The sequence below is a fragment of the Streptomyces sp. NPDC002754 genome (genome assembly GCF_053592315.1).
The window spans coordinates 252,475-272,984 of record NZ_JBSFVM010000001.1 but is presented as its reverse complement, the minus strand read 5'-3'; the positions used below and the strand labels follow the sequence as shown (position 1 = coordinate 272,984).

20 protein-coding genes are annotated in these 20,510 nt (G+C 71.0%); 8 read left to right on the top strand and 12 right to left on the bottom strand.

From position 1 onward, the window contains the following. The first annotated feature begins 28 nt into the window (after positions 1–28). A complete protein-coding gene (locus tag ACWD2L_RS01420; protein ID WP_351330228.1) occupies positions 29–1,252 on the top strand; it encodes an MFS transporter in 1,224 nt (407 codons plus the stop codon). A 24-nt stretch (positions 1,253–1,276) separates the two neighbouring features. Here the strand turns inward: ACWD2L_RS01420 and ACWD2L_RS01415 are convergent, their stop codons facing one another. From ACWD2L_RS01415 to ACWD2L_RS01395, 5 genes are all read right to left on the bottom strand, one after another. After that, complete coding sequence (locus ACWD2L_RS01415) at positions 1,277–3,466, bottom strand: glycosyltransferase (protein ID WP_351330229.1); 2,190 nt, start codon at positions 3,464–3,466, stop codon at positions 1,277–1,279. 179 nt (positions 3,467–3,645) lie between these two features. Beyond that, entirely contained in the window at positions 3,646–5,256 is a 1,611-nt protein-coding gene (locus ACWD2L_RS01410) for an FAD-dependent oxidoreductase (RefSeq protein ID WP_351330231.1), read from the bottom strand. Between the two features lie 4 nt (positions 5,257–5,260). After that, positions 5,261–5,605, bottom strand: a complete 345-nt coding sequence (locus tag ACWD2L_RS01405) for a Rieske (2Fe-2S) protein (RefSeq protein ID WP_351330233.1) — start codon at positions 5,603–5,605, stop codon at positions 5,261–5,263. A gap of 90 nt (positions 5,606–5,695) precedes the next feature. Further along, positions 5,696–6,418 (bottom strand): TenA family transcriptional regulator, encoded by a 723-nt coding sequence (locus tag ACWD2L_RS01400; protein WP_351330234.1) that lies wholly within the window; start codon positions 6,416–6,418, stop codon positions 5,696–5,698. A gap of 127 nt (positions 6,419–6,545) precedes the next feature. Continuing rightward, on the bottom strand, positions 6,546–8,099 hold the full coding sequence (locus tag ACWD2L_RS01395) for a hypothetical protein (protein ID WP_451187057.1): 1,554 nt from the start codon (positions 8,097–8,099) through the stop codon (positions 6,546–6,548). A 295-nt stretch (positions 8,100–8,394) separates the two neighbouring features. Here ACWD2L_RS01395 and ACWD2L_RS01390 point away from each other — a divergent pair, with 295 nt between their 5' ends. Beyond that, on the top strand, positions 8,395–9,819 hold the full coding sequence (locus ACWD2L_RS01390; RefSeq protein ID WP_351330236.1) for an MFS transporter: 1,425 nt from the start codon (positions 8,395–8,397) through the stop codon (positions 9,817–9,819). Here the strand turns inward: ACWD2L_RS01390 and ACWD2L_RS01385 are convergent. Further along, positions 9,737–11,458, bottom strand: coding sequence for a PucR family transcriptional regulator (locus ACWD2L_RS01385; RefSeq protein WP_351330237.1), 1,722 nt, complete (start codon positions 11,456–11,458; stop codon positions 9,737–9,739). The genes ACWD2L_RS01390 and ACWD2L_RS01385 overlap by 83 nt on opposite strands. A 127-nt stretch (positions 11,459–11,585) precedes the next feature. Here ACWD2L_RS01385 and ACWD2L_RS01380 point away from each other — a divergent pair, with 127 nt between their 5' ends. The 4 genes from ACWD2L_RS01380 to ACWD2L_RS01365 are packed head-to-tail and all read left to right on the top strand — an operon-like array spanning position 11,586 to position 14,272. Continuing rightward, on the top strand, positions 11,586–13,037 hold the full coding sequence (locus ACWD2L_RS01380) for an aldehyde dehydrogenase family protein (protein WP_451187056.1): 1,452 nt from the start codon (positions 11,586–11,588) through the stop codon (positions 13,035–13,037). A gap of 32 nt (positions 13,038–13,069) precedes the next feature. Then, complete coding sequence (locus tag ACWD2L_RS01375) at positions 13,070–13,519, top strand: GlcG/HbpS family heme-binding protein (protein WP_351330241.1); 450 nt, start codon at positions 13,070–13,072, stop codon at positions 13,517–13,519. Positions 13,520–13,574: 55 nt separating this feature from the next. Continuing rightward, positions 13,575–13,883 carry an ArsR/SmtB family transcription factor gene (locus tag ACWD2L_RS01370; protein ID WP_351330243.1) on the top strand — a complete coding sequence of 103 codons (309 nt, stop codon included), beginning with the start codon at positions 13,575–13,577 and terminating at the stop codon, positions 13,881–13,883. Further along, complete coding sequence (locus tag ACWD2L_RS01365; protein WP_351330245.1) at positions 13,880–14,272, top strand: VOC family protein; 393 nt, start codon at positions 13,880–13,882, stop codon at positions 14,270–14,272. The genes ACWD2L_RS01370 and ACWD2L_RS01365 overlap by 4 nt, the downstream gene beginning before the upstream one ends. A gap of 36 nt (positions 14,273–14,308) precedes the next feature. Here the strand turns inward: ACWD2L_RS01365 and ACWD2L_RS01360 are convergent, their stop codons facing one another. Together ACWD2L_RS01360 and ACWD2L_RS01355 are read right to left on the bottom strand one after the other, a co-directional pair. Next, entirely contained in the window at positions 14,309–14,794 is a 486-nt protein-coding gene (locus ACWD2L_RS01360; RefSeq protein ID WP_451187053.1) for a DUF3592 domain-containing protein, read from the bottom strand. A gap of 53 nt (positions 14,795–14,847) precedes the next feature. Continuing rightward, complete coding sequence (locus tag ACWD2L_RS01355) at positions 14,848–16,368, bottom strand: SulP family inorganic anion transporter (RefSeq protein WP_351330248.1); 1,521 nt, start codon at positions 16,366–16,368, stop codon at positions 14,848–14,850. Positions 16,369–16,558: 190 nt separating this feature from the next. Between ACWD2L_RS01355 and ACWD2L_RS01350 the strand changes: the two genes are divergently transcribed. Both ACWD2L_RS01350 and ACWD2L_RS01345 read left to right on the top strand, forming a co-directional pair. Further along, entirely contained in the window at positions 16,559–16,963 is a 405-nt protein-coding gene (locus ACWD2L_RS01350; RefSeq protein ID WP_351330249.1) for a MerR family transcriptional regulator, read from the top strand. Between the two features lie 64 nt (positions 16,964–17,027). Then, positions 17,028–17,531: a DinB family protein gene (locus ACWD2L_RS01345; RefSeq protein ID WP_351330251.1), complete on the top strand. Its 504-nt coding sequence runs from the start codon at positions 17,028–17,030 to the stop codon at positions 17,529–17,531. Positions 17,532–17,535: 4 nt separating this feature from the next. Here ACWD2L_RS01345 and ACWD2L_RS01340 read toward each other — a convergent pair whose 3' ends face one another. The 4 genes from ACWD2L_RS01340 to ACWD2L_RS01325 form a co-directional block, all read right to left on the bottom strand. After that, positions 17,536–18,399 (bottom strand): GNAT family N-acetyltransferase, encoded by an 864-nt coding sequence (locus tag ACWD2L_RS01340; protein WP_351330253.1) that lies wholly within the window; start codon positions 18,397–18,399, stop codon positions 17,536–17,538. Between the two features lie 76 nt (positions 18,400–18,475). Beyond that, a complete protein-coding gene (locus ACWD2L_RS01335; RefSeq protein WP_351330255.1) occupies positions 18,476–19,138 on the bottom strand; it encodes a GntR family transcriptional regulator in 663 nt (220 codons plus the stop codon). A 100-nt stretch (positions 19,139–19,238) separates the two neighbouring features. Next, on the bottom strand, positions 19,239–20,285 hold the full coding sequence (locus tag ACWD2L_RS01330) for an LLM class flavin-dependent oxidoreductase (protein ID WP_351330256.1): 1,047 nt from the start codon (positions 20,283–20,285) through the stop codon (positions 19,239–19,241). After that, on the bottom strand, positions 20,282–20,506 hold the full coding sequence (locus tag ACWD2L_RS01325; protein WP_351330258.1) for a tautomerase family protein: 225 nt from the start codon (positions 20,504–20,506) through the stop codon (positions 20,282–20,284). The genes ACWD2L_RS01330 and ACWD2L_RS01325 overlap by 4 nt, the downstream gene beginning before the upstream one ends. Between the last annotated feature and the right edge of the window lie 4 nt (positions 20,507–20,510).

Here is a 20,510-nt window from a genome sequence, read left to right as displayed (position 1 = left end):
CAGCGCGGCAGGTCGCGACGATGACCGGGTGCGAAAGAACACCTCCAACACCTCCGACATCCCCAACGCCTCCATCCCCCTTCTCTCCATCGGGCACGCGTGCGTGGACGTCTACCAGGGTGCCGTCGCCTCGCTCGTGCCGTACTTCGTCGCCGAACGCGCCTACAGCTACGCCGCCGTGTCCGGCATCGTGCTCGCGGCCTCGCTGCTCTCGTCGGTGGCGCAGCCGCTCTTCGGACTGCTCACCGACCGCAGGGCGATGCCGTGGCTGCTGCCGCTGAGCACGCTGCTCGCGGGCGTGGGCATCGCGCTGAGCGGGGTGAGCGATTCGTACGCGGTGACCCTCGCCGTGGTCGCCGTGTCCGGGATCGGTGTGGCCGCCTACCACCCGGAGTCGGCGCGGGTGGCCCGGCTCGCGAGCCGCGGCAGCCACAGCGCGATGGCCTGGTTCTCGCTCGGCGGCAACGTCGGTTTCGCGCTGGCGCCGCTCCTGGTCGCCGCCGCGGTCGCCACGGGCGGGCTGCGCTTCACTCCCCTGCTGGTGCTGCCCGCGGCGGCCGGCGCCGCGATCTGCCTGCCGGTGCTGCGGGCGCTGGGACGGCGCGGGAACACGTCGTCGGCCGCCACGTCGGCCCCCGCCAGGGACGATGTGCCGGCGTTCGTCCGCCTGTCGTTCGCGGTGGTGTGCCGCTCCATCGTGTTCACGGGCCTGAGCACCTTCGTCTCCCTGTACGCGACGCAGCGCATGGGCGGCAGCAAAGTGGCAGGCACCGTGGCCCTGTTCGTGCTCTACGTGGGTGGCGCGGTCGGCAGTGTCCTGGGCGGCGCGCTGGCGGGGCGCTGGGGCCGGGTCACCGTCTCGCGCTGGTCTTACCTGCTGACGGCCGCGGCGGCGGCGGGCGTGGTGTGGGTGCCGGGCCCGGCGCTCTACGTCTTCCTCGCGCTCACCTCGGCCGGCCTGTACGTCCCGTTCTCGCTCCAAGTCACGCTCGGGCAGGACTACTTGCCCTCGCGTGTCGGCACGGCGAGCGGCATCACCCTCGGCCTCACGGTGAGCATCGGCGGCCTGGCGAGCCCCCTCATCGGCACCGTCGCCGACCAGACATCACTGCGCACCGCCCTGACCCCGCTCATCCTCATGCCCCTGCTGAGCTGGCTGCTGTTCCGGACACTGCCGGAGCCGACGGGGGCGAGCGCGGCAGCCGGTGAGCAACCCGTGCTCAAACAGCGCGAGCCAGAGCCGAAGCCCTGACCCACCGGCTGCCGGGCGGCGCCGCTACCTGACCCCGCTGAGCCGGACCTCCGTGCCCTGGGCGCTGACCACCGCGTCGCGCCGCGGTTCCGAGGACGGGGTCACCTCGCGGACCGTCACGGCCAGGCTGTTGTTCGCGGTGAAGTAGGGACCGATCCGCACCTGCCGCTCCCCGGCCTCTTCGTGGAAGGCCGGGGGTACCGGGTCGGTGGCCTTGCGCCGGGCCACGTCTCCGCCGATCCGGCCGACGGGGATCCGGGCGCCGCGGTCGACCAGGTGCAGGTCCCAGAACTCGCGGTCCTCACCGGCGGCCCGGCACCGCTCGGCGAAGTCGGCGTGCGGCACGGAGAACCACACGTGGTCGCCGGAGACCACGACCTCCGCCGACTCGAAGGCGGTGTCCTCGCCGCGTCGCGACGCCACCGCCACGGTGTCGTCGCCCAGCGGCCGTCCGACGATCCGGCCCTCCACGATGAGGGCGCTCCCGCCCGTGTCCACGGTGCCGATCTCGAGGTGTGCGGCGCGGGCCCAGGTCCGTACGGCGAGATGTCCGGTGTCCGTGGTACGCGGAATCCGGGAGGTCACCTGGTCCCCGACCAGCTCCGGTGTGCGGCCGACCAGTGCCGCGGTCTCCACCGTCAGGGAGTCGGCCCGGCGGCGTACGCCGTCGTCGGCGCGCTCCACGGACACGGCCCACTCCCCCTCGCCCAGCGCATGGTCCCGTCCGATGCGGGCGCGCAGAAATCCGGACTCCGGGTGCAACGGGAGGCGCAGCTTGTCATCGCCTTGCTGCAGGAGCAGTGCGGCTCGTGGTGTGTGTACGCCGGTGATGTCGACGACGATGTCCCCCTCGGTCGTGGCCGTCGTGCGGGCCACGGGGTGGAAGCCGGGGACGCGGGTGAGGCGCTTGGCGCGCCGGGGCATCAGCGTGCGCAGGGCGGGGGCGAGGACGGGGCTGCGCAGGGACGCGCGCAGGACGGGGCGTGCGACGGTGCCGACGCGTTCGCGCATCACGCTGCGCACCGGTCGTCGTACGCGTCCCGGAGTCGCGGGCAGGTCGAGGGCGCCGGGGTCGCCCAGCTCGGACACCAGGGCGACGAACCGTTCGGCCGCCGTCCGCGGGGTGAAGGTCAGCGCCTTCTGCTGCGCCGCCTCCGCCATGGCGTGCCGCCGCTCGTCGTCCTCGATCAGGTCGAGCAGCGCGGCGGCGAACGCCTTCGGGTCGCCGGGCTGCACCAGGAATCCGTCGCGTCCGTCGTCGATGATCTCGCCGGGCCCGTACGGACAGTCCGTAGCGACGACCGGCAGGCCCGCGTGCATGGCCTCGACGAGGGTCATGCCGAAGGACTCGGCGTTCGAGGAGACCGCCGCGATGGACCCCTTCGCCCACTCCGGCTCGATGGGCGCGACGGCCCCCATGAGCCGTACGTGGTTGTTCAGACCCGCCGCCATGACCTGCTCACGCAGCCGCCCCGCGAGCCGGCCCCGGCCGTAGAGGCGCAGCGACCAGTCGGGGCGCTCGGCCACGACGTGCCCGAAGGCCTCGACGAGCAGGGAGTAGTTCTTCACGGGAATGAGACGACCCGCCGCCACGACCACCTTGTTCCGTCCGGTCGACTTGGCGACATCCGGCACAGGAACCCCATTCGGGATGCAGCGGATCTCGGTGTCGATGCCGGGCAGGGCCTCGCGATAGCACTCGGCGTCGGCGTAGGAAACGGTGGTGAAGGCGTCGAGGGCGGCGATCGCCTTGTCCTGGGCCGACTGGATGACCGGCTTGTGCATGCTGTGCGTCAGGTGTTCCTGCCCGATGCGCAGCGCGCCGCGGGGGCCGTACTCGGCGAGCAGCACATTGATGCCGGGGCGTGTCCCCACGATCACGTCGGCGTCGGTTCTGTTCAGCCACTCGACGATGCGTCTGTCGGTGAGGGTGCTGGAGTGCTCGTAGGGGCCGTCGGCGCGGAGATAGAGCCGCGAGGGGAAGGCCGCCGGATCGTGCTCCGGGTCGAAGGCCGCGGAGCCGCGCCGCGCCTCGACGAGCGGAAGAATTCTCACTCCGGGCGCCGGCTTCAATACGGGGTGTTCCCTGGATCGCACGACCGACGCGATCTCCACTTCGTGGCCCGCCTCGGCTAGCGCGCCCGCGAGGTTCATCGTGGAGCGGATGGTGCCGCCGATTCCGTAGGCATTGAAGAGCAGAAAGCCGATTTTCATCCGTGGAACGCCCGTTCTGTGGTGCCGAGACTGACGCGCGGGTTGACGTCTCCCGTCAAATTAAATGCCCAAATACGGGCATATGCGACACCGGGCGTCGTGTCGCACACCAAGTTTCGGCTGGTCACGGGCAGTTGGGTGTCCGCCATTTGGACACCTGGATCTGAGGGGGCGTCCGCTCACAGTCCGCCCACGAAGATCTCGCCGTTCTCCTCCCTGGCCGGGTAGATCTTGATCGGCTTCACCGCCGGGGGTGACAGCGGCTCCCCGGTGGAGAAGTCGAAGACGCTGCCGTGGCAGGAACAGAGCAGTCCGTCCTCGGTGACCTTGCCGGCGGACAGGTGGCAGGCGAGGTGGGTGCAGTAGTTGGCGCTCACGTAGACGTCCCCTTCGAAGCGGGACACCGCGAGTTCGAGGTCGCCGACGAAGAAGCGGCGTACGACGCCTTCGGGGACCTGACCCGAGCGGGCCACCTTCACGTATTCGAGTTCCGTCGCCACCGTCAGTTCCCCCCCTGTCCCGGCCGCGTCGGCGACCGGCTCCGCATCTGCCGTGACCTGCATGAGTTCCATCAGGTCTGTGTCCTCGTCGACGAGGAGGCCGGGGTCGGGGCGCGCGCCGCCGGCGATGAGCTCCTTCGCCGCGTACACGTCGCCGCCGCGCTCGGCGGCGAAGGCCGCCCGAAGGGCTCCGTCGACCAGGTAGAAGGCGATGAAATCGCGCTCGTCGAGCGAACCGCGGACCACCATGCGGTCCCAGCCGTGCGGATCCCCGCAGTGCTGGAGATTGAGGCCGAACTGGTCGGACCAGAACCAGTGCGGGTCGTCGTACACGACACTGCGACCGAGGATGTTCTTCGCGGCGACCATCGCCTGCTTGTTGGCGTTGTCGAAGTGTTCGACGCGTACCCACCGCCCGTACAGGGGGTGCTTGTGGTTGGCGACGTCCCCGGCCGCGTACACACCGGGCACGCTGGTGCGGCAGTGTTCGTCGACGAGGACACCGTTGGAGACGGAGAGGCCGGAGGCGCGGGCCACCTCGGTGTTGGGGACCGCGCCGACCGCGATGACCACGGCGTCGCCCGCCACCTCGAGACCGCTCGCCGTGGTGACCACGACCGCGTCCGGTGTCGTACGTACCGCGGCGACGGTCTCGCCGGTGTGCAGCTCGACGCCGCTCGTACGCTGCACATCCGCGCAGAATCCGCCGAGCCGGGGCCCCAGCACGCCCGCGAGCGGCACCTGTGCCTGTTCGAGGACGACCGGGGTGACTCCTCGGGCGAGCGCCGTGGAGGCGACCTCCGAGCCGACGAAGCCGGCCCCGACGATCACCACGCGCCCGCCGGGGCGCAGGAGTTCGCGCAGGCGCAGCGCGTCGGCCATGCCCCGCAGGTGCACGATCCGCTCGTCGTCCTCGGGGACACCCGGCAGCCGTCGGGCGCGGGCCCCGGTGGCGAGGAGCACGCGGTCGGCGGGGACGCGGGTGCCGTCGGCGAGTTCCACGGTGCGGGCCGCGGTGTCGATGCGGCGGGCCTCGGCGCCGAGGCGGAGCGCGATGTCGTTGTCACGGCACCAGTCGTCGGAGAGCAGCGCGGCGTCCCCGGGCTGCTGCGAGCCGTCGAGGAGTTCCTTGCTGAGCGGCGGGCGCTGGTACGGGGCGTACGGTTCGTCGCCGATCAGCGTGATGGTTCCGGTGAAACCGCGGCGGCGCAGGGTGCGGGCCGCGACCGCCGCGGTCTGGCCCGCGCCGACCACGGCGACGCTGCGGGGGTTCTCGGGCTGCTCGGGCATGGGCTCACTCCTGTACGGGCAGGGCCGCCGCGGCGGCGGTGAGGGATTCCACGTCGACCTGGACCCGGCCGGCCTCGACCCGCACCGGATACCCGGGCTGGCACTCGTCCCGGTCGTCCGCCCGTCCGGTGCGCAGGTCGAAGGCCCACTGGTGGCCGGGGCAGATGAGGCGGCCGCCGAGGACGGCGCCGCGGGACAGGGCTTTGCCCTTGTGTACGCAGGCGTCGGCGAAGGCGTACACCTCACCGGCGTCGTGGAAGAGGGCGATACGGGTGTCGCCGACGGTCACGAGCTTCTTTCGGCGCCTGCTGAGATCGGCGAGTTCGGCGACGTCCACCCAGTCGGACATGGGCTCCCTCCCTGTTCTTTCCCGTTCTTTCGGTGCAGGTCTGTGGGGTGTGAAACGGGGCGGCGCGGGCCGCCCCGTTTCGGTCTTCCGCTACGCGGCCGCGGTCCGCTCCAGATCCGGGCTGACATACGTGTCGTACAGCGCCTTCGTGTACGCGAAGCGCATCTCCGCGCCCCAGCGCACGAATTGGAGGCAGCGCTGCTGCAATTGCGGGGTGTCGGCGTGGTCGAGCACGATCTGGTACCCGCGTTCGCCGTGCACGACATCGGAAGTGATGTGGAGTTCGAAGAACTCGATCTCGTCCTCGGTGAATCCGTAGGAGCCGCGCAGCGGAGTGATCTGCTTCTTGTAGATGCTGGGGACCTGCGATTCGAGGCCGACGACGAGCGCGGCGGTGGCGACGACGAAGTGCTCGCGCATCGCCACGGCGTAGCACCAGGACTGGAGCCCGCGGGTGACCGCGTTCATGTTGGACGGGTCCTCGACGCGCTCCCGCGTGGTGCCGCACGCTTCGGCGAAGCGGATGAGGAGGTCGGTGTGGCGGATGTCCGCGATCTCCTCCTCGTACATGTTCTGGAGGGTGAAGTCCTTGGCGCCGGTGAATTCGTCCGGGGTGTTTCCGTAGATGTAGCCGAGGTAGTCGGCGAACGGGCCGACGTAGTGATAGTGGTTCTCGGCCCAGCGTGCGAAATGCTCCCGCTTGAGTTCGCCGTCCGCCCATGCCCTGCTGAAGGAGGCGTTCTTGGCCTCACGGCCCTTGATGGCGTCTTCGAGAGCGCTGCGGAATTCGTCCCTTGAGAGAAGCTCGGTCATGTTGCGGCGTCCTTTCCGCTTTCCGGGTGACTCCAAAGTAGGCGGGGCGAGTTGAGGGGTGGATGGTGTTTGTGCACAGGCCCCGCGGCGATGTCTGTGCACAGTGCCGGATGCCCGGCCGTGCGGTTCAGAAGAGCACCGTGGCGAGCGCCGTCGCCGCCGCGAGTCCCGAGACCACGGGCAGGAAGCAGTGGCGTACGAGCTCCTGCACGGGCACCCGTGCCACGCCGGCGACGGCGAGCAGCGAGGACCAGGCGATGAGGGTGCCGCCGCCGGTCCACACCGAGCCCATCTGGCCGACGGCGGCCAGGGTCGCCGGGTCGGTGTGCGCGGCCGGGCCGAGCGCCCCTGCGAGCGATCCGGTCAGCGGAAGGCCCGCGAAACCGGAGCCCTCCAGGCCCGTGATCATGCCGATGATCAGGATGGCGAAGGACAGCATGAAGCCGTTGTCGGGGATGTGCTGGTCGACGGAGGCCACCAGGTCGAAGAGGAGCGCCGGGGGCTTGGCGTCGTGCACGCCCGTGATCTGCGAGATGAACTCGGCGTTCCCGAGGAAGAAGAAGCCCGCGATGGGCACGACGACCCCCATCGCCTTGAAGGCGAACACCAGGCCGTCCACGACGTGGGAGGCGGCGGTGGTCAGTCCGTGGCTGCCGTCGATGCTGAAGACCGCCGCGAACAGCAGCAGCATCGCGACTCCGCCGACGAGCCCGGCCGCCTCGTCGCCCTGCACTTCGCCGACCACGTTCGTGAACTTGCCGAGGAGCATGTAGCCGACGATGGCGGCGAAGGTGACCGGGACGAGTACGGCGAACAGGCGGGAGCGGCGCACCGGTTCGGGCTTCGGCGGCGCCGCGGCCACCTCTGGCGATGGTTCGAGAACCTGCGTGGCGGTGTCCGAGTCGGTGGCGGCGCGGGTCGCGGCCGCGGCGGCCGCTCCCTTGCCGATGCCGCGTGCCCCGGGCGAGCCGCCGAGCTGCACCTCGGCCCCCTCGTCGAGCCCGTTCTTCTGGGCGAGCCAGCGCAGTTCGTGCTCGTCGCTGGCCACTCCGAAGGAGCGCCGTCCGCGCAGGTACAGGTAGGTCAGCGCCACCGCACCGGTGATCAGCGAGAGCACCATCGCCCGGTCCGCGACCGCGCCGGTGCCCACCCCCGCGGCCTTGGCGGAGAGCCCCGGCGCGACCTGGATGACGTAGTCGCTGGAGAGCGCCATGCCCTGCCCCGCGACGGCCATCACCGCGCCCGCGGTCATCGCGGGGAGCCCCGCCCGGATCGCGGCGGGCAGCAGGATCGCGCCGATGAGGGGCACGGCGGGCGTCGGCCAGAAGAAGAGACTGATGAAGTACGTGGCGGCGGCGATGGTCAGGAACGCCGCCCGGCCGCCCCGCATGAGCCCGCGGAACGGCCGCACCATGCGGTGCTCGGCGCCCATCGCGCGCAGGCCGCCGAGCAGCGCCGTGATGATGGCGATGATGAGGAAGATGGAGAAGAGCTGGCCGGCGGCCGTCAGGCTCGCGGTGAAGATCGACGCGAGGCCCTTGATGAGGTCGCCGCTGTAGGCCCAGGCCGTCAGGAAGGTGGCGAGGACGGCCGGCACCACGATGTTCCGGCGCGCGATCATCACGCCGATGATGACTACTACCCCCGCGAGATACGTCCAGTGCGCAGCAGTGAGTTCCACGTCCGCACTCCCTACCCGGCGCCCGGCGTTGCGGGGCCGAAGTCCGTTGGTTGTCGGGTGGTTGACGGGCATGCTGACGACCCCGGCCGCCAGGCCACAGAGGGACGATGCACATTGTGGGCGACATTATTTGTGCAGTGTGCGGGCCGGTGACACGTCCCGTTTCCCGCGGATTTCGCGGCGTGCACAGGGAGGTTGCGGGAGGCCACGCTTGTGCGAAGTGCCCTGCAGCGCACCGGTATCGAGGGCTCCTTGCACGTGGCTCGCGACGGGTGGCTCCGCGCATACTCCGGGCATGATCGCCACCCGCCTCGGTCTGCTTCCCCTGCTCACCGCGACGTTGACCACGACGATGGCGAACACCGTGGTCAATGTCCCCATGACGGCGATCCTGGCCGATCTGCACGCGCCGCTCGGCCGGGGTGTGCTCGTCGCGACCGCGTTCCCGGTGACCCTCGCGGCGCTGATGCCGCTGTCCGGGTGGCTCGGCGACCGGTTCGGGCACCGGCGGGTGCTGTGCGCGTCGATGGCGTCGATGATCCTCGGCGCGGCGGGCGCGGCACTCGCCCCGAACCTGCCGCTGCTCGTGGCCTTCCGCATGCTCCAGGGCCTGTCCGCGGCGCCCGTGCTGCCGGTGGTGATGGTCCTCGTCGTGCAGGTGCTCGGCGAGGAACGGCGCGGCAGGGCGCTGTCGTTGTGGGCAGCCGCGAACGGGGCGGGGCAGGCGCTCGGCCCGACGACCGGTGGCCTCCTCTCCGAACTCCTGGGCTGGCGTTCGGTGTTCTGGCAGATCGTGCCGCTGTCTGTACTCGTCGTGGCCGGCGGGTTGCTGCTGCTTCCCCGCGACGACCGCTCTCGGACACGGCCGCGCCTGGACGGGGCCGGTGCGCTGACGCTGACATGCGGGGCGGCGCTGCTGCTCGTCGCGGCCTCCGCGCTGCCCTCGCAGGGGGCCGGTGCGCCCGTGGTCTGGGGTGCGGCGGCTGCCGGAGTGCTCGCACTCACGGCCTTCCTGCTGGTCGAGCGCAGGCGGCCCGCACCCTTCCTGCGCCCTCACCAGCTGGCCGAACTGCGGTATGTGCGTTCGTCGTTCGCGGCGGCGGCGCAGATGTTCGTCCTCGGCGCGGTGCTCCTTGCCACTCCCGCGTACCTCGTCGGGACGCAGGGCATGTCGCAGTCCCGCACCGGCTTGGCCGTCCTGGCGCTCCCGTTGGCGATGGCGTCGCTGGCTCCGGTGGCCGGGCGGTGCACGGAGAGGTTCGGCGGCCGGGGTGTCATGCGGTGGGGTCTGGTGGCGCTGTTCACGGGGGCGGTGCTGCTCGCGGTCGGGACCGGGGCGGGCATGGGGGCCTGGCCCGTGGTGGCGGCGCTCGTACTGACCGGGGCGGGTATCGCGTTCGTGCAGACCCCGGCGGCCACGGGTGCCTCGCGTTCGGCGGCCGGGCGGACGGGGGCGGGGCTCGGCCTGTTCAGCCTGATCCGGTTCGGCGCGACGTCGCTGGGGGCTGCGTCCGTGGCGCTCCTCGGGACGCAACCGGCCGGACTGATCCGGGTGTTCGGGGTATGCGCGGGGTTCGCGGCGGTGGGGGTCCTGGTGGCTTCGGTCGGGCGGGACACGGGCAGGCGCGCGAAGGTGGCTACGCCGGCGGCGCCAGCTCCGCCTGCAGCACCCGCAGCGAGTCGTTCAACGTCTCGATCCGATGGGCGAGCCACACCGTGAACTGGGTCTCCGCCACCCGTACGTCCATGCCGAGGGCCCTCGATGCACGCTCAATCTTGTACAGCATGGTGTTGCGGTGCAGTTGGAGGCGGCGGGCCGCCGCGTTGAGGTTGCCGGACTCGGCGATGTAGGCGAGCACCACCTCTTCCAGGTTGCCGGTCTGTCCGTCCGCACGGCGCAGGGGTTCGAGCACCTCGTGGGCGAACTCCCTGCCCTGAGCGGAGTTCGCCGCCGCCTCGACCGCCGCGAACACCTGCAACTCGTCGTAGCCGCACACCTCCGCCACGCGCACCCGCCCCGACAGCTCAAGCGCGATCCGCGCCTCCCGGTAGCTCGCCGCGACGCCCGCCGCCCCGAGCGCGGCCCGCCCGTACGTCACCTGCACGCCGTTCGACATGCGCTCGGAGACGAGCCGCTGGAGCTGCCGCCCGAACCGCGCCTGCGCCCCCTTGCCCGCCTCAGTACCGAACTCCACTACCACGACGAGCAGTTGACCCATCAGCACGGCCATGGTGAAGCCGGGGCCGCCGCGCAGCGCACCCACCGAACGCGGCAGCGACTGCGCCCTGACCGGACCCGCGTACGGCACCGAGGCGACGAACACCGCGTGCTCCGCCTCCGTGTCGAAGCGGTAATGCCGTGACCTGGCCTCGAGTTCGTGCACGTCGGTGAAGCGGCCGTGCACGAGGGTGTCGAGGAAGTCGTCGCGCGAGCGTTCCTCCGCCTCCACGACCGACCGCTGCCGCAGGATCTCGGAGGCGACGAGGGGCGCGCTCTGCTCGACGATCACCCGGTGCTGGGCGAGATCGTGCGCGGCGGGCGCCGGACCGGGCTCGACGACGACCACCGTCCCGTACGGCTCGCCCGCCACCCGCACGGGGGCGGTCACGACGTGCACCTGCTCCTCGCCCCAGGGCATGTCGAGGTCGCAGGCGGTGGCATGACCGTGCCCCAGGGCCGATTCCGCGGGTGGCCCCTGCTTGGTGTGCGCGGTGTGCACGGCGTCCGCGAGCTCCTGCCACCGCGCGTCCGTGGCGGGCCGCGCCCGCTCGGCGCGGGCGAGGAGTTGGCCCACCTCGTCCATGATGAGCACCGAGGTGCCTGCGAGCGTGGCCATGGACCGGGCGAGCGCGGGAAGGCCCGAGCCGGACGCGAACACCTCGCCCAGTGTGCGGTGCACGCGCACGCCGTACTCCAGCACATGGGCGCTGGCCGCGATCGTCTTCGTCGCCACAAGGCGTCCGATGTGGTGGTACGTGGCCTCGGGCGCGAGCCGCACCATTGGCAGGTCCGTGGCGTCCGCGGCCCGCATCAGCGGCCCGAAGTCCGGTTCCGCGTGCGGCTGCGGGCGGACGAGCACGGCGGCGACGCCGCGTGCGGCGAGCCCGGCGAGCAGGCGTCGGCAGTCGGGCGCGCAGGTCAGCTCGGCCAGCGGCGCGAACACCACGATCCCGGCCAGGTCCGCGCCCGCCGCGGGACGCTCGGGGCCAGGCCCCGGCGGCAGCTCGGCCAGCGGAAGACACCAGGTCACCGCCTGCCGCAGACCGGCCTTGCCGCCGAGCAGGCGTCCTCCGACGGCGGGCTCGGCGAGGAGCCTTTCGACCGTCAACTCCCTTTTGTTCGCTGCTTCGTGTGCCATCTGCCTACATCCTCCTGCGGCGAAGGTGCGGAATGTACGAAGCCGCCCGGCACCTTCGCGACGAATGCTGGGGGCACGGGAAAACGCCGATGACGCGGTCGGGGCCGACGAGAACGTGGAGGTCATCTTGACTCAGAAGCTACTTGCGCACCAGACCACCCACCAGCGCCGCTCATCGGCGGTGGTGACATCCTTCGACCCGGCCGCACCGCACCGACAGGTCACCGGAGTGCCCGCTTCGAGCGCGGCCGATGCGGCCGAAGCGGTACGCACGGCCGGGCTCGCCTTCCCGGGCTGGGCCGCCGCGACGGCGGGCCGCCGTGCGGAGGCACTGCACGGCGCGGCGGCGGCGCTCGCCGAGGACGCCGCGGGCATCGCCGCGCTGATCTGCGCCGAAGAGGGCAAGACGCTCGGCGCCGCGCGCGGCGAAGTCGCCAAGACGGTCGAGCAGTTCAGGCTCGCGGCGCAGCTGGCGTTCATGGTCGAGGGCACCACGTACCCCGCCGAGTCCTCAGGCGTCTCGGCCTGGACACTGCGGGTTCCGCTCGGTGTCGTCGTGGCGATCACGCCGTGGAACTTCCCGCTGTCGCTCGCGGCCCGCAAGCTCGCCCCGGCGCTCGCGGCGGGCAACACGGTGGTCTTCAAGCCGTCGCCCGTGACACCCGGCGTCGGCGCCCGCCTCGCCGCGGCCTGCCATCGCGGCGGGGTGCCCGAGGAGGCGCTGCGGGTCGTGCAGGGCGATGATCCGGAGGCGATGGCTGCGCTGGCCGGCGCACCGGGGGTCCGCGCCGTCAGCTTCACCGGTTCGGACCGGACGGGCGCCCTGCTGCATCGCGCCGTGCACCCCGGTGTCCGTGCGCAGTTCGAACTGGGCGGCCACAACGCGGCGTTGGTCTGTGCCGACGCCGACCTGGCACATGCGGCGACCGAGGTGGCGGCCGGCGCCTACGGCCTCACGGGGCAGGTGTGCACGGCGACGGACCGCGTCCTGGTGGACCGTTCCGTGGCGGCCGAGTTCGCCGAACTCCTGGCGCAACGCACCGCCGAGCTCACCGTCGGCCCCGGCGACGACCCGGCCGCGGCGATGGGGCCCGCGGCCACGGCGGCCCAGCGGGAGCGGGTCGCCGGGCTCCTGGACTCGGCGCTCGCGGCGGGAGCACGGGCGCTCGCGCAGGGCGGCCTGATCCCCGGTGCGGACCCGGCCGGGCACTGGCTGCTGCCGACCCTCCTCGTCGACGTCCCTGCCGACCACCCCGTGAACACCGCGGAGGTCTTCGGCCCGTTGCTGTCCGTCGTCCCGGTGGACGGTCCTGACGAGGCCCTGGCCGCCCTCAACGGCGACGCCCACCGCCTCGTCACCGCTGTCCACACCCGCGACCTGGGCACGACGGGCCGCTTCGTACGCGCGGCGCGGCACGGCATCGTCAAGGTCAACCAGCGCACCACCGGCAACGGCGTCGCACCCCCCTTCGGCGGCTGGGGCGCCTCCAGCTCCGGCGCGTTCCCCGAGGGCGGCCGCGGAGCCCTCGACTTCGTGACGGACACCAAGACGGTCTACTGCGACGACCTCGCCCGCTGACACACCGCCACACGACACCGCAGGGAGAGCCCATGCACACCATCCACCGCCTCACCCTCGAAGACGCCTTGATCATGCTGGAGGCCGCAGAGGCCGAGGCGGCGCGGGTCGGCGTCAAGCAGACGATCTGCATCGCCGACGACGGCGCCCACCCCATCGCCCTGCACCGCATGACCGGCGCCCGCCTCACCGGCGTGGAGATCGCCATCGCGAAGGCGTTCACGGCGGCGGGCCACCAGCGGGCCACCCACCTCTTCAACGAGACGCCGAAGGGCCCCGCCCTCCCCGGCAACGAGGCCTTCGGCATCCAGCACATGCACCCCGGCCGCTTCGCCGCGTTCGTCGGCGGCTTCCCGATCGTGTACGAGGGTCAGGTCATCGGCGCCGTGGGCGTCAGCGGGGGCAACGGGGAGCAGGACAAGGCAGTCGGGGCGGCGGCACTCGCCGCTTTCGAGGAGAAGGTGGCGGTGCGCCGACAGTGAGCCGTCCGAACTCTTCCGGTTGATAGGCAAGCGAGCACTTGCCTATGCTGGCGTCGTGGCCGATGACCTGTTCAAAGCCCTGGCCGACCCCACCCGCCGCACGATCCTCGACGAGCTGACGCTGAAGTCGGGGCAGACCCTGTTCGAGATCTGCTCCCGGCTGACCATGAAGCATCGGCTGAACCTGTCCAGGCAGGCCATCTCCCAGCACCTCGCCGTGCTGGAGGCGGCCGGTCTCGTCGAGGCCAGGCGGGAGGGCCGTTACAAGTACCACGACCTCAACACCGCACCGCTGCGCCGGATATCGGAGCGGTGGCTCACGCCAGCAGCCCCTGCACAGGACCCGGAAGAGAGCACCCTATGAAGATCCACATGACCAGCGTCTTCGTCGACGACCAGGCCAAGGCGGCGCACTTCTACACCGAGATCCTCGGCTTCAAGACGAAACACGACGTGGATCTGGGCGAGGGCGTCCGCTGGCTGACCGTCGTGTCGTCCGAGGAGCCCGACGCCGCCGAGCTGCTGCTTGAGCCCTCGGGCCACCCGGCCGTCAAGCCCTACCGGGACGCGCTGATCGCGGACGGCATCCCGCTCGCCCAGTTCGCCGTCGACGATGTGCGGGCCGAGTACGAGCGGCTGACCGCGCTCGGCGTGCACTTCACGCAGGAGCCCCTCGAAATGGGCCCGGTCACGACCGCCGTACTCGACGACACCTGCGGCAACCTCATCCAGATCGCGACGGAACCCAAGTAGCCGGTGCGACTCGTACCGCGGGCATGGCCGGCGCCCTCACCGCGCCGGCTGTGCCCGCAGCCGCCGTCGGACGATCGCGATCACCGCGCCGACAGCCGTGATGAACAGCCCGATACCGCCGAAGATGAGCGGCAGCAGCCACAGCGACAGGAACCCGTTGATCTTCGCGTCCTGCGGGGAATCGGCCCGGTACAGCACCTCGACATGTTCCCCCTGCTCGTACGAGGGCGGGTTGGAGCCCGTCGAGCTGTGGAACGTCCGGCGGACGCCGTCCGACGTGGCGAACTCGACCACCGGGTACGCGGCGGGCTCGTCGCGGTGGCGGGATTTGCCGGACGTACGGATTTCACCGCCGCGCCACTCGATGCCCACCACGGTGCCCTCGGTGCGCCGCGCGTCCTGCAGCAGCGAGATCGACGACCACGCCAGGATCAGCCCGACGATCACGAACACCCCGCCGAACGCCATCACTCCCAGCGGGACCCACCTCGGAACGTTCCGCCCCTGCACCTGAACCCGCACCGTCCACTCTCCCTTGCCTGAAAGGGAGCGACGCTATCGCAACGCGTCGAACCTCAGTTGCTGCCCGTGAGCTCGCCGCTCAGCTTTCCGTGCAGGGCCGCGCTGTCCGGGTTGAAGCCGATGATCTCGACGCTCTTGCCGCGCTCCGCGTACTTGGTCTCGATCGCGTCGAGCGCGGCGACCGACGAGGCGTCCCAGACGTGCGTCGCGGAGAGGTCGATGACGATCTTGTCGGGGTCGCCGGCGTAGTCGAACTGGGTCACCAGGTCGTTTGAGGATGCGAAGAAGAGTTCGCCGGTGACCCAGTAGACGACCTGACCTCCGTCGGGGTCGGTGACCGACGTGACGTTCGCGACGTGTGCGACGCGCCGGGCGAAGATGACCATCGCGGTGATGGAACCGACGACGACGCCGATGGCGAGATTGCTGGTGGCCACCACGACCACGACGGTCAGCACCATCACGACGATCTCCCCGGCCGGCATCCGCTTCAGCGTCTTCGGCGCGATGGAGTGCCAGTCGAACGTCGCGAAGCACACCATCACCATGACGGCGACCAGGGCGCCCATCGGGATCTCGGAGACGACGGGCCCGAAGACCACGCACAGCACCATCAGGAACACGCCCGCGAGGAACGTGGAGAGGCGGGTCCTGGCCCCTGACACCTTTACGTTGATCATCGTCTGGCCGATCATGGCGCAGCCGCCCATGCCGCCGAAGAAGCCGGTGACGATGTTGGCGATGCCCTGCCCGATCGACTCGCGGGTCTTGGAGGAGCGGCTGTCGGTGATCTCGTCGACCAGCTTCGCCGTCATCAGGGACTCCATCAGCCCGACGAGCGCCATGGCGAGCGCGTACGGGGCGATGATCTTCAGGGTCTCGAACGTGAACGGTACGTCGGGCAGGCCCGGTACCGGCAGCGAGGACGGCAGTTCGCCCTTGTCCCCCACGGTCGGCACGGCGATTCCCGCGGCGACCGTGATGACGGTCAGGATGACGATGGAGACCAGCGGCGCCGGGACCACCTTGGTGACCTTCGGGAAGAACACCATCAGCGCGAGCCCGCCGATGATCAGCGGATAGACGGCCCACGGCACGTCCGTCATCTCGGGCACCTGCGCCATGAAGATCATGATGGCGAGGGCGTTGACGAAGCCGACCATCACGCTGCGCGGCACGAACCGCATCAGCTTCGCCACCCCGAGCGCGCCGAGGACGATCTGGAACACACCGGCCAGGATCACCGCGGCGATGAGATAACCGAACCCGTGCTCCCGGTTGAGCGGCGCGATCACCAGCGCGACGGCCCCGGTGGCCGCCGAGATCATGGCCCGCCGCCCACCGACGATGGAGATGGTCACCGCCATGGTGAACGCCGCGAACAGACCGATCTGCGGGTCGACCCCGGCGATGACCGAGAACGAGATCGCCTCGGGGATCAGCGCGAGCCCCACCACGAGCCCGGCCAGGATCTCGGTGCGCCACACCTTCGGGTCGGACCACCAGTCGGGGCGGCGCAGGCGCCGCAGCCGGGCGGCCGGGGACGGGACGGACGGGGCGGAGGAGGGGGCCAAGGGAAAGTAACCTGTCGTGGTCGGGCACACCGGCGTCGCGCGGCCTGTGCGTACGAAAAGGGCGGGTGGCGCACGGCCGACCCTGACGACCGGCAACTCTACCCTGACGTTAGGGTAGAGATCGACGTCACCGGGTGTGGCCTCGGTGACACCACCCACGTAGACACGTAGACACGGAGAAGGGCGCCGCGTGAGCAGCGAGCACATGCAGATCGGCGAGGTCGCCACGCGGACCGAGCTGTCGTTGCGCACCATCCGGCACTACGAGGAGACGGGCCTCGTCATCCCGTCCGCCCGCTCGCAGGGCGGCTTCCGCCTCTACACCGAGCACGACGTGGCCCGCCTGATGGTGATCCGCCGCATGAAGCCGCTCGGCTTCACCCTCGACCAGATGCGGGACCTGCTCGACGCCACGGACCGCCTCGACGCGACCCCGTCACCCGCGGGCGACGAGCGCGAGCAACTCCTCGACCGGGTACGCCACTTCGAGCAGGCGGCGGCCGACCGCGTCGCGGACCTGCGCAAACAGCTCGGTCGCGCGGAGGAGTTCGCGGGCACGCTGCGGGAGCGGCTCGGCGGGACCGGGACGGCGTAGCCGGGTCGCCGCGCGGCGGCGAAATCTACTGTCGAGGCCTGTCGCCCCGTGCCAGGATCACGCCATGACACGCACCGACATGCCGCCGTCGTGGGACGAGCGCACGATGCTCACGACCTTCCTCGACTACGCGCGCGCCACGGCCGTCGCCAAGTGCGCCGACCTCGCACCCGAGCACGGAGGCGCGGCACCTCTGCCCGGTTCCCCGCTCATGACACTGGGCGGCCTGATCAACCACCTCCGGTGGGTCGAGTACCACTGGATCCAGGTGATCTTCCTCGGCGAGGAGGACGCGGGCCCGTGGACGGACGAGGACCCGGACCGCGAGATGCGGCTCGGCGCGCAGACCCCTGTCCCCCAACTCGTCGCCGAGTACGAGGAGCAGAGCGCCCGATACCGTCAACTGGTCGCGGAAACGGACCTGTTGGCGACGGCGAAGCGACCGATCAGGGACGGCACACATGTCACCCTCGGCTGGATCCTGATGCACATGGTCGAGGAGACCTCACGCCACAACGGGCACATCGACATCCTGCGGGAGATGGCCGACGGCGCGACCGGCGACTAGGACCCTAGGGCCTGTGGCGGTCCCTGACCTCGGGGCGCGGTCGGAAGCCTGCCGCCTTGTAGGTGGCAACCGCCGCGGTGTTGGCGCTCGGTGTGCCCACGAGGGCGCTGGACGCGCCGAGTTCGCGGAGGGTGGCCGCCGCGGCGAGGCAGATAGCCGTCCCGTGGCCCCGGCCGCGGTGGTCCCGGTGGACGCCCATGGGTTCGAGCAGCCCCGGCCTGCCGGGGCCCGCGGACCATACCGTCACTTCCGCCACCGCCGCGCCCTCGTCGTCGTACGCGAGCAGACACCGCGCCTGCGCGTACGGCGCCCCGGCCGCCATCGCGTGCCACCGCGCCCCGGTGAACGTCGCCCCGTCGAATGCCGCCCGGTGCACGGCGGCGTACGCGTCCGCCCGGTCGGGCCCCGCCACCTCGATCCGTACGGCTGGGGGTCGGACCGGCTCGGTGAGATCGCGGCACAGCGGCGTCCATGCCTCGCCGGTGGGCCAGTCGGCATCGGCCAGCAGGTCGTGCAGCAGAACGCCACGGGGAGCCTCGATGCCGGCCGGCCCCTCGGGCAGGACCCCGCGCTTCGGGTCGCCCATATCGGTGACCAACTGCCGTGCCAGCTCTACGTCTTGGTGGGTGTCGGGCGCGAGGGTCAGCCGCAGCAGGGTGGGGCCGTCGAGCAGTCCGACGGCAACCACGCGGCCGCCGCGCCGCCAGGTCCGCACGCTCGCGGCGGTGCGCTCCGCGCCGTTCCTCCAGTACCAGCCAAGGTCGCCGGGGTGCAGCTGCATCGGCGCGGTGTCGTGCTGCCATCCCCGTAGAACGTCGACGACCTCGCCCAGCCCGCCGACGCCCGGTGTCCCCAACTCGATGTCCATGCGCCGATGACACACCACGCGCACGGGTGCCCGCACCTCATTTCGGCGGGGTCCCACTCACCCCCTGAACCGTTCGTCAGTCCTTGAACCGGTCGTCGTCCATCCCCGCCATGAGCGCCTGATGGCTGCGGCGCACGTGTTCGCGCATCACGCGCTCCGCGCCGTCGCCGTCCTTGGCGCGGATGAGGTCGAGTACGCGGTGGTGCTCGTGGTCGGACTCGGTGAGGCGGCCCGGCTGGGACAGGGAGGTGCGCACCAGGCGGGCGTAGGCGAGCTGGTTCATCAGGGTGCGGTAGTGGGCCTCAAGCTTGGAGTTGTCGGCCCCGACCATGATCAGCTCGTGGAAGTCGTGCACCAGCTTCTCGTACTGCTCCGGGTCGCCGGCGCGCACCGCGTCGTCGGCGGCGCTCATGTTGGCGGCGAGCCGTTCCACCTCGGGGACGTTGCCGCGGAAGGCGAGGAGGCGGGCCGCCGCGCCTTCGAGGAGTTCCTTCATCTGGAAGAGCTCGGTGATCTCGCGGCGCGAGGGGACGGCGACGAACGTGCCGACCCGCGGCCGCACCTCCACCAGCCCCTCGATCTGAAGCTGCTTGAGCGCCTCGCGGATCGGGGTGCGGCTGACGCCGAAGGTCTGCGACAGCGTCATCTCGGAGAGGCTGGAGCGTGGCGGCAGCTCTCCACTGATGATCATCCGGCGCAGCTCTTCGGCGACCTTCGCCTGCATGCTGGTCTGTTGCATGGCACGGGAACCTAGTCTGCTGGGTTGCGTAGCGTCAATTGACAGAGGTACGCGGAATTGCCATGCAAGCGTCCGGGCAATGCCGTGGTGGTGGCGCCTCCTACTCGAAGGCCGGCACGACCTCCTTGATGAACAGCTTCAGCGACTCGCGCTTCTCCTCGTGCGAGAGCGTGTTGTCGATCCAGAAGCTGTACTCGTCGACGCCCAGCTCCTCGTAGCCGCGCAGCCGCTCGATCACCTCGGCGGGCGTGCCGATCATCGCGGTCCTGCGCAGGGCCTCCGGCGCGAATTCGGGGCGTTCGGCGAACTTCTCCTCGGGGCTCGGCTCCAGGAAGCCGTTGACCGGGGCGTTCTTGTTGCCGAACCAGGCGTCGAAGGTCCGGTAGAACTTGTTGATGCCCTCGGCCGCCGGGCGCCAGCCCTCCGGGTCCTCGGGGGCGTGTACGTGGGTGTGTCGCAGCACCATGATGTCGGGGCGGCGCTCGACCTCGGGGTGGTTGGCCACGGCGGTGTCGAACTTCTCCTTGAGCGCGGCCACCTCCTCGTCGCCCTTCATCAGCGGGGTCACCATGACGTTGCAGCCCTGCGCCACGGCGAAGTCGTGCGAGGCGGGGTCGCGGGCGGCGATCCACATCGGCGGGGTGGGCTGCTGCACCGGCTTGGGCACGCTGGTCGCCGTCGGGAACTGCCAGATCTCACCGTCGTGCGCATAGTCACCCTGCCACAACGCCCGTACGGCGGGGACGAGTTCACGCAGGTGCTTGCCGCCGTCGGAGGCCTTGAGCCCGTCCGCGAGGCGGTCGAACTCGATCTGGTACGCGCCGCGGGCGAGACCGACCTCGGCCCGGCCGTTGCTGATCACGTCGAGCAGCGCGGTCTCCCCCGCGGCCCGGATCGGGTGCCAGAAAGGGGCGATGATGGTGCCCGCGCCGAGCCGGATGGTGTCGGTCTTCGCCGCGAGGTGCGCCAGGATCGGCATCGGGCTGGGCGAGATCGTGTACTCCATGGCGTGGTGCTCGCCGACCCACACCGTGCTGAACCCGCCGGCCTCGGCCATCTGCGTCAGCTCGGTGAGGTTCTCGAAGAGTTCGCGGTGGGTGGTGCTCTCGTCCCAGCGCTCCATGTGCACGAACAGCGAAAACCTCATGACAACTCCTCTTGAACGGTGGTGCGGGTGGCCTCACGCAGCTCGGCGATCGTGGTGTCTCCGGTGGCCCAGTGCGTGGCGGGGACCTCGTGGACGACGACCCGGATGTACTCGGGCCGTGTGTCGATCGAGCGCAGCACGGCCTCGTGGACCTCGCGCTGCAGGGTCCTGATCTGCTCGGGGGTGCGGCCCTCGGCGAGCGTGACGGTGATCTGTGGCATGGCG

Excerpts from the sequence above, each read along its gene's own strand:
- ACWD2L_RS01365 (WP_351330245.1), top strand. The coding sequence starts at position 13,880 with ATGAAGATCCACATGACCAGCGTCTTCGTCGACGACCAGGCCAAGGCG.
- ACWD2L_RS01415 (WP_351330229.1), bottom strand. The coding sequence starts at position 3,466 with ATGAAAATCGGCTTTCTGCTCTTCAATGCCTACGGAATCGGCGGCACC.
- ACWD2L_RS01410 (WP_351330231.1), bottom strand. The coding sequence starts at position 5,256 with ATGCCCGAGCAGCCCGAGAACCCCCGCAGCGTCGCCGTGGTCGGCGCG.
- ACWD2L_RS01345 (WP_351330251.1), top strand. The coding sequence starts at position 17,028 with ATGACACGCACCGACATGCCGCCGTCGTGGGACGAGCGCACGATGCTC.
- ACWD2L_RS01335 (WP_351330255.1), bottom strand. The coding sequence starts at position 19,138 with ATGCAACAGACCAGCATGCAGGCGAAGGTCGCCGAAGAGCTGCGCCGG.
- ACWD2L_RS01375 (WP_351330241.1), top strand. The coding sequence starts at position 13,070 with ATGCACACCATCCACCGCCTCACCCTCGAAGACGCCTTGATCATGCTG.
- ACWD2L_RS01390 (WP_351330236.1), top strand. The coding sequence starts at position 8,395 with ATGATCGCCACCCGCCTCGGTCTGCTTCCCCTGCTCACCGCGACGTTG.
- ACWD2L_RS01340 (WP_351330253.1), bottom strand. The coding sequence starts at position 18,399 with ATGGACATCGAGTTGGGGACACCGGGCGTCGGCGGGCTGGGCGAGGTC.
- ACWD2L_RS01385 (WP_351330237.1), bottom strand. The coding sequence starts at position 11,458 with ATGGCACACGAAGCAGCGAACAAAAGGGAGTTGACGGTCGAAAGGCTC.
- ACWD2L_RS01325 (WP_351330258.1), bottom strand. The coding sequence starts at position 20,506 with ATGCCACAGATCACCGTCACGCTCGCCGAGGGCCGCACCCCCGAGCAG.
- ACWD2L_RS01330 (WP_351330256.1), bottom strand. The coding sequence starts at position 20,285 with ATGAGGTTTTCGCTGTTCGTGCACATGGAGCGCTGGGACGAGAGCACC.
- ACWD2L_RS01400 (WP_351330234.1), bottom strand. The coding sequence starts at position 6,418 with ATGACCGAGCTTCTCTCAAGGGACGAATTCCGCAGCGCTCTCGAAGAC.
- ACWD2L_RS01405 (WP_351330233.1), bottom strand. The coding sequence starts at position 5,605 with ATGTCCGACTGGGTGGACGTCGCCGAACTCGCCGATCTCAGCAGGCGC.